At 67.2% G+C, this 2,677-nt stretch carries 3 protein-coding genes; 1 reads left to right on the forward strand and 2 read right to left on the reverse strand.

Annotated features, from left to right (window positions below):
* The first annotated feature begins 97 nt into the window (after positions 1–97).
* Positions 98–1,423 carry a tyrosine-type recombinase/integrase gene (locus tag ACYVKZ_RS21045; protein ID WP_460994425.1) on the forward strand — a complete coding sequence of 442 codons (1,326 nt, stop codon included), beginning with the start codon at positions 98–100 and terminating at the stop codon, positions 1,421–1,423.
* Between the two features lie 2 nt (positions 1,424–1,425).
* On the opposite strand, the gene ACYVKZ_RS21050 is transcribed toward ACYVKZ_RS21045, so the two are convergent.
* Together ACYVKZ_RS21050 and ACYVKZ_RS21055 are read right to left on the reverse strand one after the other, a co-directional pair.
* Complete coding sequence (locus tag ACYVKZ_RS21050; protein WP_460994426.1) at positions 1,426–1,911, reverse strand: hypothetical protein; 486 nt, start codon at positions 1,909–1,911, stop codon at positions 1,426–1,428.
* A gap of 1 nt (position 1,912) precedes the next feature.
* Complete coding sequence (locus tag ACYVKZ_RS21055; RefSeq protein ID WP_460994427.1) at positions 1,913–2,416, reverse strand: ImmA/IrrE family metallo-endopeptidase; 504 nt, start codon at positions 2,414–2,416, stop codon at positions 1,913–1,915.
* Between the last annotated feature and the right edge of the window lie 261 nt (positions 2,417–2,677).

Here is a 2,677-nt window from a genome sequence, read left to right on the forward strand (position 1 = left end):
GCCCGGTCTCTGTCTCAGGAACCACCCCAGGGAGGGGCGTCGGACGGCGATAGCCGTAGGATCGGACTTCTACGGATTCATCTTTAGGGGGATGGCTGTGGCTAGGGAGAAGCAGAAGCGCGCAGCAGGCGACGGCACTGTGTACCCGACGAAGGACGGCCGGTTCAGGGTTGAGGTCGTCGTCGGCTGGACCGCTACAGGGCGGCCGCGGCGCAAGGTCGGCTACGCTCCCAACAAGGCCCTCGCGGAGTCGCTGCGACGCGAACTCGCCGCCAAGGCCCGCGCCGGGCTGGTCACGGGCGGCCGCGCGCCGACGCTGGAAGCGTGGCTGGAGGAATGGATCACGATGGCCCCGCCGGCCAAGATGCGCGAGCGGACCAAGCGCGGCTACCGCTCCTACATCCGCACCTGGATCCACGGACGCCCGATCGCCAAGAAGCGCCTCGACAAGATCCGAGCCGCGGACCTCGCGGCCGTCTACTCGGAGATGCGGGTGGCTGGCCGGTCAGAGTCAACGGTGTCCCAGATGCACCGCATCCTCTCCCGCGGCCTCACTGTCGCCGTGCAGTACGAGGAGCTGGCCACAAACCCCGCGCAGCGGCTCGAAGCGCCGCAGCCCGCCCCCTTCACGCCGAACCTGCTGAGCGTGGACGACGCGCGCCGACTCATCGCTGCCGCCGAGAAGCTCGAGGACGGCGCCCGCTGGCTCCTCAACCTCGCGCTCGGCCTCCGACAGGCGGAGCGGCTCGCCCTCGCTTGGGACCGTGTAGACCTACGCACCGGCAAGATCACGATCGACCGCACCATCGAGCCCCGCCCGTGGAAGCACGGATGCTCGCCCGAGGGCAAGGAGCCCGTGTGCGGCAAGCGAGCGCACTTCTGCCCGCAGAAGCACTCCGGCGGGAGGTTCGTCGGAAAGCCGAAGTCCACTGCCGGCGAGCGCGAGCCGATCCTGCCCGAGCAGATCGTCGCCGCGCTCGAGCGGCTCAAGGAGTACCAGGAGCGCGTGCGGCTCGAGGAAGGCGACCGCTGGACCGGATTCACCTCGGCCAACGGCGTCACCCTCGACCTTGTCTTCACGAACCGCTTCGGCCGCCCGATCAACGCACAGGACGACTGGGAGGACTGGAAGAAGTTCCTCGCCGCCAACGGCGTCCCCGAGGTCCGCGTCCACGACGCCCGGCACACCGCCGCGACGACCCTGCTCGTGATGGGCGTCGACCCGCGCGTGGTCATGGACATCATGGGCTGGTCCACCTCGAGCATGCTCAAGCGCTACCAGCACGTCGTCGACGAGCTCAAGGCCGAGGCCGCCAAGCGTATCGGCGCCGCCCTCTGGGCCCCGCCTGCGGACCCTGCCCCCGATCCAGCGAACGCCGAGGTCCTGAGCATGGACGCCTTCCGCCGGCGGCGCGCCCGCTGACCTCAGTCAGCCGTGCCGCTGCCCGTCGGGAAAAGGTACCTGGCGATGATGAAGACGATCCCGAGGATCTTCACCACTGTGGCGGATATCCACGCAACCATCACTGCGTCCGAGAGATGGCCCCACTGCGACCAGATATACAAGCTCATCACGCCGAAGTTGAGCCCGACGATGATCCCCGCCGCTCGCATGGCCCAGATGAAGAACGGGCTCCGGAGCTCGTTGGACTGCTCCATCTGCTGGGCACGCGCGCTCTGCATCCGCTCCGCCGGCGTTCCTCCGAGCGTAGGCCCTGGACCGGCGACAGGCTCTGACGGGACGGCTGCTCCCCCGTTGCCCTCTGGCGGACCTTCAACGTCGACGTCGTCGAGCTCATTGTCGAAGGCGCCGTCGAAGTCTGAGAAGTCCTCGTCTTCGAGGTCCGAGAAGTCCGCATACTCGGGGGGCGGTACAGAGTCGTCCCAGGGCGGACCGTCCTCGGCTGGCACCCTAGGCCGCCGGCAGCCCGAGTTTGGAGAGCCTCAGCTTCATGGCCGGCAGTGAGACGCCGAAGTACTCGGCCAGTTCAATGGTCGAGCGCATGACGCGGTGCTGCTGGCGGACCGCGGCCTCCGGCATCAGCAGGTTCGCAGCGAACTCGTTGGCGTAGAACTCATGGGCGTCATGCCTGTTCTTCGAGCGCAGATCGACGAACTGGAAATCCTCGTCCGGCTTCGACCTGGTCGACCGCTCGACGAAGTGGCCGAGCTCATGTGCACAGGTGAAATTCTGCCGCTGCGGGCTGTCGTGGCGGTCGAAGTAGATCGTTGCGTCATCGTTGGCGTGCTTGATGATCATGCCCGACGTGTTGTGCGGGAGGTCGGCCATGTGGACCCGGATCCCCATGCTGAGCGCAATCTTCGCGACATCGACCGGGAAACGGCCCGACGGCCAGTATGTGCGGAGAGTGTTCTCGGCCTGGAGCCTCGCCGCATCCTTGATCAGCATCTGCATCCTCCCTTCATCGCGTCGCTGCCTACATCATCTCCCAACCGGCCGCGGTGGGCCGTCATTCCCAACCGTGGCCGATCGCGTCTCCCGAGGACCCGCGCCGCCTCAACTCCCACCAAAACTCCCACCAAACGCCCCCGGCCGACCCTCCCGGCCCTCCATGGACCGGCCAAAAACCGCAAGATCCCGGGGTTTTTCGTGGTGCCCCAGCAGGGACTCGAACCCTGACTGAGCGGATTTTAAGAGCGCTCCCAGCCCCCCGTC

The organism is Sinomonas soli, from assembly GCF_054782415.1.

Excerpts from the sequence above, each read along its gene's own strand:
- ACYVKZ_RS21055 (WP_460994427.1), bottom strand. The coding sequence starts at position 2,416 with ATGCAGATGCTGATCAAGGATGCGGCGAGGCTCCAGGCCGAGAACACT.